At 70.6% G+C, this 13868-nt stretch carries 16 protein-coding genes and 4 tRNA genes; 14 read left to right on the top strand and 6 right to left on the bottom strand.

Features of this window, described 5'->3' with window-relative positions; translation table 11 throughout:
* Positions 1–141 precede the first annotated feature (141 nt).
* Positions 142–1005 (top strand): zinc metalloprotease HtpX, encoded by an 864-nt coding sequence (htpX, locus tag ACZ9QC_RS16105; RefSeq protein ID WP_472920742.1) that lies wholly within the window; start codon positions 142–144, stop codon positions 1003–1005.
* A complete protein-coding gene (locus tag ACZ9QC_RS16100; RefSeq protein WP_184904705.1) occupies positions 1002–1400 on the top strand; it encodes a YccF domain-containing protein in 399 nt (132 codons plus the stop codon). The genes htpX and ACZ9QC_RS16100 overlap by 4 nt, the downstream gene beginning before the upstream one ends.
* A gap of 28 nt (positions 1401–1428) precedes the next feature.
* Here ACZ9QC_RS16100 and ACZ9QC_RS16095 read toward each other — a convergent pair whose 3' ends face one another.
* On the bottom strand, positions 1429–2670 hold the full coding sequence (locus ACZ9QC_RS16095; protein ID WP_472920741.1) for an APC family permease: 1242 nt from the start codon (positions 2668–2670) through the stop codon (positions 1429–1431).
* Positions 2671–2876: 206 nt separating this feature from the next.
* On the opposite strand from ACZ9QC_RS16095, the gene ACZ9QC_RS16090 reads away from it, so the two are divergent.
* The gene (locus ACZ9QC_RS16090) at positions 2877–3143 is read left to right on the top strand and encodes a GlsB/YeaQ/YmgE family stress response membrane protein (RefSeq protein ID WP_060883639.1); all 267 of its coding nucleotides are present in this window, start codon (positions 2877–2879) and stop codon (positions 3141–3143) included.
* A gap of 98 nt (positions 3144–3241) precedes the next feature.
* Here ACZ9QC_RS16090 and ACZ9QC_RS16085 read toward each other — a convergent pair whose 3' ends face one another.
* Positions 3242–3730, bottom strand: coding sequence for a YajQ family cyclic di-GMP-binding protein (locus ACZ9QC_RS16085; RefSeq protein ID WP_215448505.1), 489 nt, complete (start codon positions 3728–3730; stop codon positions 3242–3244).
* A 166-nt stretch (positions 3731–3896) separates the two neighbouring features.
* Between ACZ9QC_RS16085 and ACZ9QC_RS16080 the strand changes: the two genes are divergently transcribed.
* Both ACZ9QC_RS16080 and ACZ9QC_RS16075 read left to right on the top strand, forming a co-directional pair.
* Positions 3897–3978 (top strand) — tRNA-Tyr (locus ACZ9QC_RS16080).
* Between the two features lie 111 nt (positions 3979–4089).
* Positions 4090–4296 (top strand): hypothetical protein, encoded by a 207-nt coding sequence (locus ACZ9QC_RS16075; RefSeq protein WP_230219536.1) that lies wholly within the window; start codon positions 4090–4092, stop codon positions 4294–4296.
* A gap of 100 nt (positions 4297–4396) precedes the next feature.
* Here ACZ9QC_RS16075 and ACZ9QC_RS16070 read toward each other — a convergent pair whose 3' ends face one another.
* A complete protein-coding gene (locus ACZ9QC_RS16070; protein WP_472920740.1) occupies positions 4397–5053 on the bottom strand; it encodes an SDR family oxidoreductase in 657 nt (218 codons plus the stop codon).
* Positions 5054–5186: 133 nt separating this feature from the next.
* Between ACZ9QC_RS16070 and ACZ9QC_RS16065 the strand changes: the two genes are divergently transcribed.
* Complete coding sequence (locus ACZ9QC_RS16065; RefSeq protein WP_472920739.1) at positions 5187–6275, top strand: hypothetical protein; 1089 nt, start codon at positions 5187–5189, stop codon at positions 6273–6275.
* A gap of 204 nt (positions 6276–6479) precedes the next feature.
* Here ACZ9QC_RS16065 and ACZ9QC_RS16060 read toward each other — a convergent pair whose 3' ends face one another.
* A complete protein-coding gene (locus tag ACZ9QC_RS16060) occupies positions 6480–7748 on the bottom strand; it encodes an amidohydrolase family protein (protein ID WP_472920738.1) in 1269 nt (422 codons plus the stop codon).
* 338 nt (positions 7749–8086) lie between these two features.
* On the opposite strand from ACZ9QC_RS16060, the gene ACZ9QC_RS16055 reads away from it, so the two are divergent.
* The 6 genes from ACZ9QC_RS16055 (at position 8087) to ACZ9QC_RS16030 (ending at position 10688) form a co-directional block, all read left to right on the top strand.
* Positions 8087–8159: transfer RNA gene (locus ACZ9QC_RS16055), tRNA-Thr, on the top strand.
* A gap of 46 nt (positions 8160–8205) precedes the next feature.
* Positions 8206–8278, top strand: a tRNA-Met gene (locus ACZ9QC_RS16050).
* Positions 8279–8368: 90 nt separating this feature from the next.
* Positions 8369–8533 carry a 50S ribosomal protein L33 gene (gene rpmG, locus ACZ9QC_RS16045; protein ID WP_003948671.1) on the top strand — a complete coding sequence of 55 codons (165 nt, stop codon included), beginning with the start codon at positions 8369–8371 and terminating at the stop codon, positions 8531–8533.
* 135 nt (positions 8534–8668) lie between these two features.
* Positions 8669–9121, top strand: coding sequence for an FAS1-like dehydratase domain-containing protein (locus ACZ9QC_RS16040; protein WP_472920737.1), 453 nt, complete (start codon positions 8669–8671; stop codon positions 9119–9121).
* A 7-nt stretch (positions 9122–9128) separates the two neighbouring features.
* The gene (locus ACZ9QC_RS16035; protein ID WP_472920736.1) at positions 9129–9557 is read left to right on the top strand and encodes a MaoC family dehydratase; all 429 of its coding nucleotides are present in this window, start codon (positions 9129–9131) and stop codon (positions 9555–9557) included.
* A 75-nt stretch (positions 9558–9632) separates the two neighbouring features.
* A complete protein-coding gene (locus tag ACZ9QC_RS16030; protein ID WP_472920735.1) occupies positions 9633–10688 on the top strand; it encodes a UDP-N-acetylmuramate dehydrogenase in 1056 nt (351 codons plus the stop codon).
* Positions 10689–10714: 26 nt separating this feature from the next.
* On the opposite strand, the gene ACZ9QC_RS16025 is transcribed toward ACZ9QC_RS16030, so the two are convergent.
* On the bottom strand, positions 10715–11767 hold the full coding sequence (locus tag ACZ9QC_RS16025) for an adenosine deaminase (protein WP_472920734.1): 1053 nt from the start codon (positions 11765–11767) through the stop codon (positions 10715–10717).
* A 125-nt stretch (positions 11768–11892) separates the two neighbouring features.
* Positions 11893–13119: a pyridoxal phosphate-dependent aminotransferase gene (locus ACZ9QC_RS16020; RefSeq protein ID WP_472920733.1), complete on the bottom strand. Its 1227-nt coding sequence runs from the start codon at positions 13117–13119 to the stop codon at positions 11893–11895.
* Positions 13120–13370: 251 nt separating this feature from the next.
* Here ACZ9QC_RS16020 and ACZ9QC_RS16015 point away from each other — a divergent pair.
* A tRNA-Trp gene (locus ACZ9QC_RS16015) sits at positions 13371–13443 on the top strand.
* A 114-nt stretch (positions 13444–13557) separates the two neighbouring features.
* Entirely contained in the window at positions 13558–13845 is a 288-nt protein-coding gene (gene secE / locus ACZ9QC_RS16010; RefSeq protein ID WP_033528314.1) for a preprotein translocase subunit SecE, read from the top strand.
* The last annotated feature ends 23 nt before the right edge of the window (positions 13846–13868 follow it).

The raw sequence follows: 13868 nt of genomic DNA, 5'->3' as shown, positions 1-13868 counted from the left end.
GCCCACCGGCCAGGCCGCGCGCACCAGGGAACTCGTCATCCCCGCCTGGCGTTGACCAGTACGGGAGGGTCCACTGAGAAGTGGAATCAACAGCTACAGCGAGCAAAGGGTTCCCCCGCCGCACGACCTGGAGGGCGTACCGTGCACCGCCGGCACAACGGGCTCAGGACCGCCGTTCTCCTCGGGGGACTGTCCGCACTCATCATCGTCATCGGAAGCCTCTTCGGCCGTACGGGCCTGATCATCGCGATCGTCGTCGCCCTCGGCACGAACGCGTACGCGTACTGGAACAGCGACAAGCTGGCTCTACGCGCGATGCGCGCCCGCCCGGTCAGCGAGTTCGAGGCCCCGGCGCTCTACCGCATGGTCCGCGAGCTCTCCATGCAGGCCCGCCAGCCGATGCCGCGCCTGTACATCTCCCCTACGGACGCCCCGAACGCGTTCGCGACCGGCCGCAACCCGCGCAACGCGGCCGTGTGCTGCACCGACGGCATCCTCCGCCTGCTCGACGAGCGCGAGCTGCGCGGTGTCATCGGCCACGAGCTGAGCCATGTCTACAACCGCGACATCCTCATCTCGTCGGTCGCCGGCGCCCTCGCCTCCGTGATCATGTTCCTGGTCAACTTCGCCTGGCTGATCCCCATCGGCCGCTCGGACGACGACGACGGCCCCGGCCTCCTCGGCATGCTGCTGATCATGATCCTGGGGCCGCTCGCCGCGTCCGTCATCCAGCTCGCGATCAGCCGCTCCCGCGAGTACGAGGCGGACGCCTCCGGAGCCCAGCTCACCGGTGATCCACTTGCTCTCGCCAGTGCCCTTCGCAAACTGGAAATGGGTACCAAGCAGCTCCCGCTGCCCCCCGAGCCCCGGATCGAGACCGCGAGCCACATGATGATCGCGAACCCCTTCCGGCCGGGCCGGGGATTCTCCAAGATGTTCTCGACACACCCGCCCATGGCGGAACGCATCGCCCGACTCGAGAAGATGGCAGGTCCCCCGCAGTGAAGACCGTACTGAACATCATCTGGCTGATCCTCAGCGGCTTCTGGCTCTTCCTCGGCTACCTGTTCGCAGGGTTGCTTCTGTGCATCACCATCATCGGTATCCCCTTCGGTATCGCGTCGTTCCGGATCGGGATCTACGCCCTGTGGCCCTTCGGGTACAGCGCCGTGGAGCGCCGTGACGCGGGCGCGCCCTCCTGCCTGGGCAACATCCTGTGGCTGCTCCTGGCGGGCTGGTGGCTGGCGCTGACCCACATCTTCACCGGCATCGTCCTGTGCGTGACGATCATCGGCATCCCCTTCGGCATCGCCAACTTCAAGCTCGTCCCGGTCTCGCTGATGCCCCTGGGCCGCGAGATCGTCCGCTCCGACCAGCCGTTCGCCCAGCAGCGCTGGTGATGTGACGGGGCGGCCCCGAACGCACGCCTCAGCGGCGCCGCCGCAGGCCGTACACGGCCGCCCCCACACCCAGCACGACCGCGCCCACGCCCACCGACGACGAGGGCAGCGAGAACGCCAGGACGGCGCACCCGACGAGTCCGACCACCGGCACCACCCGGGACAGGGGCGCCGAACTCAGCGTCCAGGCGGACGCGTTGGCGACCGCGTAGTACGCGAGGACCCCGAAGGACGAGAACCCGATCGCGCCCCGCACGTCGACCGTGGCGGCCAGCACCGCGACCACGGCACCGACGGCCAGCTCGGCCCGGTGCGGCACCTGGAAACGGGGGTGCACGGCGGCGAGCGCCCCGGGCAGGTGCCGGTCCCGGGCCATTGCCAGGGTCGTGCGCGAGACCCCCAGGATGAGCGCCAGCAGCGACCCGAGCGCCGCCACGGCCGCCCCCACCCGCACCACGGGCACCAGCCCCGGCACCCCGGCCGCCCGCACCGCGTCGGCCAGCGGAGCCGAGGCCCGGCCCAGCGCACCGGAGCCCAGCACGGCGAGCGCGGCGACCGCCACGGCCGCGTACACGACCAGCGCGATGCCCAGCGCGATCGGGATCGCGCGCGGGATGGTGCGCGCCGGGTCGCGTACCTCCTCACCCAGGGTCGCGATCCGGGCGTACCCGGCGAACGCGAAGAACAGCAGCCCGGCCGCCTGGAGCACGCCGCCCACGCCGCCCGACGCCCCGATGTCCAGCCGCCCGGCGTCGGCCTCGCCGGACCCCAGGCACACGACCACCACGGCGGCGAGGACCGCCAGCACCACCGCCACGATCGCCCGCGTCAGCCAGGCCGACTTCTGCACACCGCCATAGTTCACGGCTGTCAGCGCCACCACGGCGGCCACCGCGACGGCGTGCGCCTGCCCCGGCCACACGTACGCGCCCACCGTCAGCGCCATCGCCGCGCACGAGGCCGTCTTGCCGACGACGAACGACCAGCCGGCCAGGTACCCCCAGAACTCCCCGAGCCGCTCACGCCCGTACACATAAGTGCCGCCCGACTCCGGGTACAGGGCCGCCAGCCGCGCCGACGACATGGCGTTGCAGTACGCGACCACCGCCGCGATCCCGAGCCCGAGCAGCAGCCCCGACCCGGCGGCACGCGCCGCCGGCCCCAGCGCGGCGAAGATCCCCGCGCCGACCATCGCCCCGAGCCCGACGACCACCGCGTCCCCGACGCCGAGCGAGCGACGCAGCCCAGCGCCCGATCCGGCTTGTGTCATGTGCCGCACCCTACTGACCAGTGCAACCACCGGATGTCGGGGAGGCGTCCTCCCGGACAACAGGAGCAGGACAGACACGACAGACGGACAGACACGACAGGCACGGCAGACACGAGGCACGGCCGGAAACCCGGCCGCTGTCCGCTGTGGGGGGAAACACAGCACGGGTACCGCACACGTACGGCACGAAAGGGCAGGTGCACGGCATGAGCATCATCGGCTGGATCGTCTTGGGGCTGTTGGCCGGAGCCATCGCCAAGTTCCTGCTGCCGGGCCGCGACCCGGGCGGCTTCATCGGCACGACCCTCATCGGCGTCGCGGGCGCCTTCATCGGCGGCTGGATCTCCGCCCGCTGGCTGGACCACCCGATCTCCGAGAACTTCTACGACGGCGCGACCTGGGCGGCAGCGATCGGCGGCTCCCTGGTCCTGCTGATCGCCTACCGCATCCTGTTCGGCCACTCCCGCCGCTGACCGCGCGCCCGCGCCGGGGACACACACGAAAGGGTGGGCTGCACGGCGAACCGTGCAGCCCACCCTTCCTCGTACCTACGGGAGCTACGGGCCGCTCGTCACCGGTAGTTGACGAACTGCACCGCGAAGTCGAAGTCCTTGCCCTTGAGCAGGGCGATCACGGCCTGGAGGTCGTCGCGGCTCTTGGAGCTGACGCGGAGCTCGTCACCCTGGACCTGGGCCTTGACGCCCTTGGGACCCTCGTCGCGAATGATCTTCGCCACCTTCTTGGCGTTCTCCTGGGAGATGCCCTCCTCGATCGAGGCGAAGATCTTGTACTCCTTGCCGGACAGCTGGGGCTCACCCGCGTCCAGCGACTTCAGGGAGATCCCTCGCTTGATCAGCTTGGACTGGAAGACGTCGAGGATGGCCTTCACCCGGTCCTCGGAGTTCGCCTCCATGAGGATCTTCTCGCCGGACCACGAGATCGAGGCGCCGACGCCCTTGAAGTCGTAGCGCTGCGAGATCTCCTTGGCGGCCTGGTTGAGGGCGTTGTCGACCTCCTGCCGCTCGACCTTCGAGACGATGTCGAAACTGGAGTCGGCCATGTCCTGTGGCTCCTTGTATCGGTGAAACGGGAGGCGACAAGCCTAGCCACCCAGCCCCCGCGCGCACTGATCAATCAGGTGGCGAAGCACCCCCGAGCATCAGGTATCGTTTACGACGTCGCCACGGAGCGCCGCCGAAAAGCGGTTCGAAGGACGACAAATCCCAGGCGGTGTGCCCGAGTGGCCAATGGGAGCGGACTGTAAATCCGTCGGCTTAGCCTACCCAGGTTCGAATCCTGGCGCCGCCACGTGGAGGGAAGCCCCTTCCGGACTGTGAGAGCAGTTCGGGAGGGGCTTCTTCGTGTGTGCGGTGCGTGCGGATCCGGTCAGGGCCTCCGGTGGCCAGGCACACTGACCGCATGTCATCGCGTCGCAGGAACTGCCCCGAGTGCCGTCGTGAGATCGCCGTCGTGGCGGGGCGGTTCGCGCGGCACGATCCGCCGGGGGCGAGCGGGGAACTCGTGTCGTGTCCCGGGTCGCGCAGGCCGGCCCAGCTGGGGGCCGCCCAGCCCGCGCTCGACGGTTTCGTCGTCCCCGAGTTCCCCGGTCAGCTGCCCCTCTTCTGATCCCAATGATCCCCAGGGATCCCAGGAATCCGTTCCCAATGCTCCCAGGGATCCGTCAGCGGCCGGCCCGGGCGCCCCGTCCCCTCAAGTGCCCGTCCCCTCAGTTGCCCGCCACCGACTTCACCGCCACCGACACCGGCGTCGAACCGCTGATCAGCTCCAGGGTGAGGCCGGCCGTCGCCGGGGTGTCGAGGAGTTCGACGAGCGTCGCGGCCACGTCGTCGCGGGGGATCGGACCGCGCCCGGTGGACGCCGCCAGACGTACGAGGCCCGTGCCGGCGTCGTCGGTCAGCATGCCGGGCCGCAGGATCGTCCAGTCCAGCGCGTCCAGGCCGCGCACATAGGCGTCGGCCTGGCCCTTGGCCCGCAGGTACACGTCGAAGACATCGTCGCCCTCGTGGTCCGGATCCGCCCCCATGGACGAGATGACCAGGTGACGTCGTACGCCCGTGCGTACCGCGGCGTCCGCGAACAGGACCGCCGCCCCGCGGTCGACCGTGTCCTTGCGTGCCGTTCCACTGCCCGGACCCGCGCCCGCCGCGAACACGGCCGCGTCGGCGCCCTGCAGATGCGCGGCGACCTCCTCCACCGACGCCGACTCCAGATCGCACAGCACCGGTTCGGCACCGGCCGCGCGTAGATCGTCCGACTGTTCGGCGCGGCGGATGATCCCCGCGACCTCGTCACCGCGCGCGGCGAGCAACCGCTCCAGCCGCAACGCGATCTGACCATGACCTCCAGCGATGACAATGCGCATGTTTCCGACCGTACGCCCGACCCGACGCGTTTGCCGCGCAACCATTCGGCCGTCCCGAGTGTCTCAACCGTGTTCGCCGTTCCGGCGAGCACGGGAATTCACGGGGGGACCCATCACCGTCATGCCTGAAGCCATGCCTGAAGCCACGCCCACGACCGTCGTACGTACGTCCGTGAAGCGCGCATCCGTCGCGGGGGCGCCCGTGGCCGGCCGGGCCTTCACCGGGGTCGGCTGCGCCGCGGCCGTCCTCGTCACGGTGGCCGCCTGCGGGACCGTGCAGAACCTGACCGCGGGCCAGAAGGTCGACAACGCCGTCGAGCGGCTGGGCGAGCAGAAGTCGCTGGCCTTCGGGATCCGGCTCGACGCCGACCCGGACGACCTCGTCGCGTTGATGGGCGAGGACAGCGAGGAAGTGCCGCCGGAGATGGCGGACTTCTTCACCGGGCTGCGCGTCGACGTGTCGGTCACCTCGAAGAAGCCGCTCGCCGCGTCCGGAGAGAAGGACGTCACCGGCATGGGCATGAAGATCTCGGGCGAGGAGGGGGTGTTCGCCGAGTACCGGCTCGTCGGCGACTACACCTACTACCGCGCCGACATGCAGGCCATGGGCGACGCCATGGGCATGCCCTTCCCGACGGCCGACGAGCTCGGCGAACTCCCCGAGGATGAGCAGCACATGCGGCCGCTCCTGGAGGGCGACTGGGTCAAGGTCAACACGGCCGACCTGCAGGACGCCACCGAGGACGCGGGTGCCGGCTCCGGCTCGGGCGGCTCCGGCGAACTCGACGCCAAGACCCAGAAGAAGATCCTCTCCGCCGTCCGCGGAGTCGTCGCCCGCGAGGTCGACTTCAAGACCAAGAACGGCGAGGACGGCACCGAGGTCATCACCGCCAAGGCCAACTTCCGCGACCTGCTCACCGGGATCGTCGACAAGCTCCAGCCCATCGAGGGCGACCTCCCGCCGGGCGCCGAACTCCCCACGGGCGAGGACATGAAGGACGCCCCGAACAAGAAGGTCGCGGTCGACTTCACCCTCAAGAACGGCGACCTCACCCGCATCGAGACCGACCTCGCGGTCCTCGCCGACGACGCGAAGGGCGTCAAGGCCCCGCTCGTCCTCACCTTCGGCAAGGCCGGCGACATCAGCGCCCCCAAGGGCGCGTCCGAGATCCCGGTCGAGGAGTTCGGCGGCCCGCTGGGCAGCGGGATGTTCCCCATCTGACCCGGCGGCGAGCCGCCGGTTCGCTTCGGGCCGGGCACGCGCGCGTGGGGACAGGGGACATGAAACGCCCTGCGCGCACGGGGACATGACAACGCCCTGCGCGCACGGGACATCAGAACGCCCTGCGCGCGCGTGCGGCGGCCCGTCTCACCAGCCGGCTCGCCCATCTCGGCCGGGGGAGTCCGGACGGCTGCCGAGGCGACCTCACGACGGCTCCCCGCGCCCCTGCCGAGGCAGCTCCGGCGCCGTGCCCGCCGCCGTGCCGCAGTACTCGCGTACCGCGCTGGTGCGCGCCACCACACGCCCCCGGTGCACGACGATCCGGCTGTACGCCAGCGACAGGACCCCCGAGAGCCGCGCACCCCGCACCGCGAGCAGTTCGGCGGGGAAACCGGCCTCCACGCGCACCTCGGGCAGCCCCAGCGCGGCACGCGCCGCCCCGCTGACGGTGTCGTACGCCTCCTCGGGCCGCAGCCCGTACCGGGACGCAAGCAGATACGCCGCTTCCAGGGGGTCCCCGCGGCCGACCGGGTTCGACACGTCCCGCAGCGCCCCGCTGCCCGCCGCGACGCGTACGCCGGCCGCGCGCAGCAGCCGTACGGGGGCCGTGCCCCGGCGGTCCACCGTCCCGCAGCCGCCCTGTGGGAGACAGACGACGGTCACCCCGGCCGCCGCGAGCTGATCTGCGGCACGGGCGGCGGTCTGGGAGGGAAGGCGGGCGAGGCCGCCGCACGGGCCGAGCGTCACACCGGGCCGCAGGCCGCCCGCCATGGCCGCGAGCCGCGCGAGCCGGGCGGGGTCGTCGCCGTCGGTGTGCAGGTCGACCGGGCAGTCGTGCTCGGAGGCGATCTCCAGGACCGCCTCCACGTACCCGGTGGGATCGGGGTCCAGGTCCGGGCAGCCGCCGACCACGGAGGCCCCCATCTTCACCGCGTCCCGCAGGATCGCGAGCCCGTCGGCCCCCGCCACCCCGGTCAGCACCCGGGGCATCGCCACCGTCCGCACCTCGACGAGGCCGCGCAGCGCCCGCCGCGCGGCGTGCACCGCCGCCAGTGCCCCCAGCCCCTGCACACCCCCCACGTGGACGTGCGAGCGCAACGCCGTGGCCCCGTGCCCGAGTTGCAGCAGTGCGGCCTCGGTGGCCCGCCGCTGGACATCCAGGTCGTCGTACGGGACGGGCCCCTCGAAGTCGGCCGACAGGGCCGTGTCGCCGTGCGCGTGCGGCTCGACGGGGGCCGGCAGGAGCAGATGACCGCCGAGGTCCACCCGGGTGGCGGACACCCCGGACGTGGCGGGCCCGGGGCCCAGACTGCCCGCCGTGCCGACCGCCTCGATCCGCCCGCCGCCCAGCCGGACGTCCACCACCCGGCCGTCGGTCAGTCGCGCCCCGCACAGCAGCAGGGCGCCGGCCTCGTTCGGGCCCGAGGGCGGGCCGGAGGAGGAGGGTGACGGCTGCGGCTGGCTGTCGGGCATCGCGCTCCTGGGGCTACAAGATCACGCAGAGTGAGTCGAGCCTAGGCGGGCCACCCGCCCTCGTCGCGGAGGAGCGCAATAGTCGTACCGGAGCGGTTCACCTGCCGGGAGAGGGGACGGCGACGGCCGGTGGGAGGCGGGGGGACTGCCGGGAGAGCCGGGGGCGGTGGTGTGCGTGGGGCCCGCGCGGCCTGCGAAAACGCGACGGGCGGCAGTTCCCCGGCGGCTGCGGGAACCTCCGTGGACGAGCCGCGGACGGCGCCCGGACGACCCATGGTTGCGGGCCGGGAAACGGATTTGGGCGATCGGCGGTGGGGCGTGTAATGTCTTCATCGCTCGCCCCAATAGCTCAGTCGGCAGAGCGTCTCCATGGTAAGGAGAAGGTCTACGGTTCGATTCCGTATTGGGGCTCTGGTGTGAAAGGTTCCCGTCGCAAGGCGGGATCCGATCGCATCACAGCGGTGTAGCTCAGTCGGTAGAGCAAGCGGCTCATAATCGCTGTGTCACCGGTTCAAGTCCGGTCACCGCTACTGACAGTAGCCGATTGCGGGGTCGGTCCTTCGATCGGCTACTCTTTCTTGCGTTAAACCAGTCCTATCCGTTCGTCAAGGAGCACTCACGTGGCTGCCACCGACGTCCGCCCGAAGATCACGCTGGCCTGCGTGGAGTGCAAGGAGCGGAACTACATCACCAAGAAGAACCGGCGTAACAACCCGGACCGACTGGAGATGAAGAAGCACTGCCCGCGTTGCAACGCGCACACCGCGCACCGCGAAACGCGATAAATCAGGCTCGTACACGAGGCCGTCCCCGAGTGATCGGGGGCGGCCTCGCGTCGTTACATCGACCAGTACCGGCCAGTACCCGGCCGGTGCCGGTCAGTACCGCCGTATCCGCAGCAACCAGGAGGTGCCGAGCCCATGGCGCTCGACCAGTCCTTCGTGGGGCGTACCTACCCGCCCACCGACCCCTACGAGGTCGGCCGGGAGAAGATCCGCGAGTTCGCGGAGGCCGTGGGGGACACCAACCCCGTCTACACGGACCCCGAGGCGGCCAAGGCGCTCGGGTACGCCGACGTGATCGCCCCGCCGACCTTTGTGTTCTCGATCACCTTCCAGGCGGCGGAGCAGGTCGTCCGGGACCCCCAGTTGGGTCTCGACTACAGCCGGGTGGTGCACGGCGACCAGAAGTTCGCCCACAAGCGCCCCGTGCGCGCCGGTGACCGCCTCACCGTCACCTCGACCATCGAGGCGATCAAGTCCCTCGCGGGCAACGACATCCTGGACATCCGCGGCGAGGTCCACGACGAGTCCGGCGAGCACGTCGTGACCGCCTGGACCAAGCTCGTGGCCCGCGCGGCCGAGGAGGCGTGAGAACCCGATGACCGCGAAGATCTCCTACGACGACGTCGAGGTCGGCACCGAACTGCCCGCCCAGAGCTTCGGCGTGACCCGCGCCACCCTCGTCCGGTACGCGGGTGCCTCCGGCGACTTCAACCCGATCCACTGGAACGAGAAGTTCGCCAAGGAGGTCGGCCTCCCGGACGTCATCGCGCACGGCATGTTCACCATGGCCGAGGCGATCCGTGTCGTCACCGACTGGACCGGTGACCCGGGCTCGGTCGTCGAGTACGGCGTCCGCTTCACCAAGCCCGTGGTCGTCCCCAACGACGACGAGGGCGCCACCATCGAGGTCAGCGCCAAGGTCGGCGCCAAGCTCGACGACCGCACCGTCCGCGTCGACCTGACGGCCATGAGCGGCGGCCAGAAGGTCCTGGGCATGTCCCGGGCGGTCGTCCGACTGGCCTGACGGCCCGCGCCGCACGGCCGCACCCCCACGGTCCCCCGCCCCTCCCCGGTGCGGGGGTCTCGTACTCTTGAGCCCGTGCAGGAACTCCACGACGCCCCCCTCGCCCCGCTGACCACCTTCCGGCTGGGCGGGCCCGCGCGCCGGCTGATCACCGCGACCACCGACGACGAGGTCGTCGCCGCCGTCCGCGAGGCCGACGACACCGGCACGCCGCTGCTGCTCATCGGCGGCGGCTCCAACCTGGTGATCGGGGACCAGGGCTTCGCCGGAACCGCACTGGTCATCGCCACCAAGGGCTTCGCGCTCGACGGGACACGGCTGGAGCTGGCCGCCGGCGAGGTGTGGACCGACGCGGTCGCCCGGACCGTCGAGGCCGGGCTCGCCGGGATCGAGTGCCTGGCCGGCATCCCCGGCTCCGCGGGCGCCACACCGATCCAGAACGTGGGCGCGTACGGCCAGGAGGTCGCCTCCACCATCACCGAGGTCGTCGCCTACGACCGCCGCACCCGTGAGACCGTCACCGTCCCGAACACCGAGTGCGCCTTCTCGTACCGCCACAGCCGCTTCAAGGACGAGCCGGACCGTTACGTCGTCCTGCGGGTCCGGTTCGAACTGGAGGACGCGGGCGGCCTGTCGGGGCCGATCAAGTACGCCGAGACGGCCCGCACGCTCGGCGTCGAACCCGGCGACCGGGTGCCCCTCGCCGACGCCCGCGAGACCGTGCTGAAGCTGCGCGCCGGGAAGGGCATGGTGCTCGACCCCGAGGACCACGACACCTGGTCCGCCGGATCGTTCTTCACCAACCCGATCCTCACCGACGAGCAGTACGCCGCCTTCCACGCGCGCGTGCGCGAACGCCTCGGGGACGACGTCACCCCGCCCGCCTACGCCGCCGGCGACGGCCACACCAAGACCTCCGCCGCCTGGCTGATCGACAAGGCCGGCTTCACCAAGGGATACGGCACCGGGCCCGCCCGGATCTCCACCAAGCACACCCTGGCCCTCACCAACCGGGGCGCCGCCACCACCGAGGACCTGCTCGCCCTGGCCCGCGAGGTCGTCACCGGAGTCCGGGACGCCTTCGGCATCACCCTGGTCAACGAGCCGGTGACGGTCGGCGTCAGCCTCTGAGGCGTGTTCCGGAAGTCCCTGACGCCTTAGGCCACCCCGGCCCCGGCCGGGGTGGCGAGCCAGTCGTCCACGCCGGCCAGCAGCTTCTTCCGCTCCTGCTCCGGGGCCGCCGACCCCCGGATCGACTGCCGGGCCAGCTCCGCCAGCTCCTCGTCCGTGAAGCCGTGGTGCCGGCGGGCGATCTCGTACTGGGCCGCGAGACGGGAACCGAACAGCAGCGGGTCGTCCGCGCCGAGCGCCATCGGCACCCCGGCGTCGAACAGCGTCCGCAGGGGGACGTCCTCATGTTTCTCGTAGACGCCGAGCGCCACGTTCGAGGCCGGGCAGACCTCGCAGGTGATCTGCTGCTCGGCGAGCCGCCTGAGCAGGTGCGGGTGCTCCGCCGCCCGCACCCCGTGACCCACCCGGTTCGCGTGCAGGTCGTCCAGGCAGTCCCGCACCGACGACGGGCCGGTGAGCTCACCACCGTGCGGCGCCGACAGCAGGCCGCCCTCCCGGGCGATCGCGAACGCCCGGTCGAAGTCCCGCGCCATGCCCCGGCGTTCGTCGTTGGAGAGCCCGAACCCGACCACACCCCGGTCCGCGTACCGCACCGCGAGCCGGGCCAGCGTGCGCGCGTCCAACGGGTGCTTCATACGGTTCGCCGCCACCAGCACCCGCATCCCCAGCCCGGTCTCCCGCGCCGTCGTGTCGACCGCGTCCAGGATCACCTCCAGCGCCGGGATCAGCCCGCCCAGCCGGGGCGCGTACGACGTCGGGTCCACCTGGATCTCCAGCCAGCCCGAACCGTCCCGGACGTCCTCCTCCGCGGCCTCCCGCACCAGCCGCTGGATGTCGTCGGGCTCCCTGACGCACGAGCGCGCCGCGTCGTACAGCCGCTGGAAACGGAACCACCCGCGCTCGTCCGTCGCCCGCAGTCTCGGCGGCTCCCCGCTGGTCAGCGCCTCCGTCAGCGCTTCGGGCAGCCGGACCCCGTACTTGTCGGCCAGTTCCAGCACGGTCGTGGGCCGCATCGACCCGGTGAAGTGCAGATGCAGATGGGCCTTGGGCAGTTCAGAGAGATCACGTACACGCTCCATCGCCCGATCCTGCCGTACGCCCACGCCGTCCCGGTAGCGGAATCCTCGAACGTGGTCTTGCTCGCACACATGAATAAGGGCCCACATCCGGAAATCCGGATGTGGGCCCTCGAACGCTCGGGATGTCAGTCCGTCGCCTCCGCCAGCAGCTTCTGCACGCGGGAGACGCCCTCGACGAGATCCTCGTCACCCAGGGCGTACGACAGACGCAGATAGCCGGGGGTGCCGAAGGCCTCGCCGGGGACGACCGCGACCTCGGCCTCCTCCAGGATCAGCGCGGCCAGCTCGACCGAGTCCTGGGGGCGCTTGCCGCGGATCTCCTTGCCGATCAGCTCCTTCACCGAGGGGTAGGCGTAGAACGCGCCCTCGGGCTCCGGGCAGAACACGCCGTCGATCTCGTTGAGCATCCGCACGATCGTCTTGCGGCGGCGGTCGAAGGCCTCCTTCATCTCCTCGACGGCCGACAGGTCGCCGGAGACGGCGGCCAGCGCGGCCACCTGCGCCACGTTGGAGACGTTCGACGTGGCGTGCGACTGGAGGTTGGTCGCGGCCTTGACGACGTCCTTCGGGCCGATGACCCAGCCCACGCGCCAGCCCGTCATCGCGTACGTCTTCGCGACACCGTTGACCACGATCGTCCTGTCGGCGAGCTCGGGCACGACCACCGGCAGCGAGTGGAACTCGGCGTCGCCGTAGACCAGGTGCTCGTAGATCTCGTCGGTCAGGACCCACAGGCCCTTCTCGGCGGCCCAGCGGCCGATCTCCTCCACCTGCGCGCGCGTGTAGACCGCGCCGGTCGGGTTGGACGGGGAGACGAAGAGGAGGACCTTCGTGTTCTCCGTGCGGGCCGCCTCCAGCTGCTCGACGGAGACCCGGTAGCCCGTGGTCTCGTCGGCGACGACCTCGACCGGGACACCGCCGGCGAGACGGATCGACTCCGGGTACGTCGTCCAGTACGGCGCGGGGACGATGACCTCGTCGCCCGGGTCGAGGATCGCGGCGAACGCCTCGTAGATGGCCTGCTTGCCGCCGTTGGTGACGAGGACCTGCGACGCGTCGACCTCGTAGCCGGAGTCGCGCAGGGTCTTCGCGGCGATCGCGGCCTTCAGCTCGGGCAGACCGCCGGCCGGCGTGTAGCGGTGGTACTTCGGGTTCTTGCAGGCATCGACGGCCGCCTCGACGATGTAGTCCGGGGTCGGGAAGTCGGGCTCACCGGCGCCGAAGCCGATCACCGGGCGCCCGGCGGCCTTGAGGGCCTTGGCCTTGGCGTCCACGGCGAGGGTGGCGGACTCGGAGATCGCGCCGATGCGCGCGGAGACCCGGCGCTCGGTGGGAGGGGTTGCAGGGCTCATGGACCCCATCGTTTCAGACAGGAAACGCGCCGGGCACGCGGGTTTCACAGACTGAACAGCAACGGAACAACCGTCCGTATCCGCGGCCGGAAACAGTCGATCTCCGACGAGCAACGCCCCTGCGGACGCTTTCTGTTCGACGACAGGCCTCGGACCACGTATGCTCTGTCCTCGTTGGCCTTCACCGGCCGCGCTCACCAGGTGCACACCGAGCACTCGGTCGGATGCGGTACGTTGGGGGATAACCGCAAAGGGTCGTAGCTCAATTGGTAGAGCACTGGTCTCCAAAACCAGCGGTTGGGGGTTCAAGTCCCTCCGGCCCTGCTACACACTCCTCACGCCAGGATGTGTGCGCATGTACGTACAGCAATGTTCCGCCGTGCGGCTCAGACCGGGCGCGGCACGGCCACGACCCGGACCGGAATCAGGTGAGGATGAATGACGGACGCCGTGGGCTCCATCGACACGCCTGATGCCCAGGACGAGGTGCCCGAGGACAAGAAGAAGACCCGCAAGGGCGGCAAGCGTGCCAAGAAGGGCCCGCTGAAGCGCCTCGCGCTCTTCTACCGCCAGATCGTCGCGGAGCTGCGGAAGGTCGTCTGGCCGACCCGCTCCCAGCTGACGACCTACACGACGGTGGTCATCGTCTTCGTCGTCATCATGATCGGTCTTGTTACTGTGATTGACTTCGGCCTCGACAAGGCCGCCAAGTACGTCTTCGGCTGAGCCGAGAGCGAAGGGCGCCGTTA

This window comes from Streptomyces sp. HUAS MS02, assembly GCF_055702265.1.
This window is presented reverse-complemented; position numbering and strand designations above follow the sequence as displayed.